This window comes from Aeromonas aquatica (assembly GCF_000764655.1).
GTDB lineage: Bacteria > Pseudomonadota > Gammaproteobacteria > Enterobacterales > Aeromonadaceae > Aeromonas > Aeromonas aquatica.
This window is the reverse complement of record NZ_JRGL01000078.1, coordinates 1-833: the sequence shown is the minus strand read 5'-3', so window position 1 is coordinate 833 and position 833 is coordinate 1. Positions and strand designations below refer to the sequence as shown.

The following is an 833-nucleotide window of genomic DNA, read 5'->3' as shown; positions in this document are numbered from 1 at the left end:
GCCCCATATACATTCTGAAAGCGCAACGCAACTGTATCAATGCCCAAGCTCTTACCGGTGATCAAAAACATCTGTTCTTGAACTTGCTTAGTAACACCATAAATAGATGAAGGATGAATTTTACTTGCTTCATCTGTCGCTAATAATTCTACATCCGTATTGCATAAAGGACACTTGACATTGAAGTCCCCTTGCAGCATCGCTGCATCATCACGCGCAGTCGGATATACAATGCCATGTTCTTTACACTGGTACTTGCCCTCTCCATAGATAGAGCGAGAAGAAGCAATTACCATTTTTTTAATGCCATGTTTTTGATTGGCTAACAGGTCGAGAAATATCGCGCTGCCACCAATATTGACGTCACTATAGCGTTTTATTTGGTACATCGATTGCCCAGTGCCCGTCTCAGCAGCCAGGTGTACAACTGTATCTACCCCGACTAATGCCCTTAACCAATCCTCTCTCGACTCAACAGTACCTTTGACAAAGTTAACCTTATCTTTAATTGCAGAATAGAGTGGAGAAAGGTCTGGGTTATCACCATGAATCTGTGGGGACAAGTTATCCAGCACAGATACAGAATGCCCATCCTCGATAAGCTGTAATGCTAAATTAGAACCAATAAAACCTGCGCCACCAGTAATCAAAACGTTTCTTTTCATAATATAATCCAAATTGGTTTTACTCTAAATCAGTTAAAAAGTTACCGTTAGGGTCTGTTCGCCTCCAGCACTGCTCTACTATATCATAGCGTTTTATTATTTTCGCCGGCACACCAACGATAACACAAAAATCAGGAAAATTACCTCTTACAACGGAATTAGCACCAA

General features: G+C 41.2%; 1 protein-coding gene. It reads right to left on the bottom strand.

The features are described 5' to 3' along the window. Nucleotides 1–665, bottom strand: a 665-nt coding sequence (locus tag LG30_RS21490) for an NAD-dependent epimerase/dehydratase family protein (protein WP_152599116.1), incomplete at its 3' end; no start/stop codon positions are given. Nucleotides 666–833: the final 168 nt, after the last annotated feature.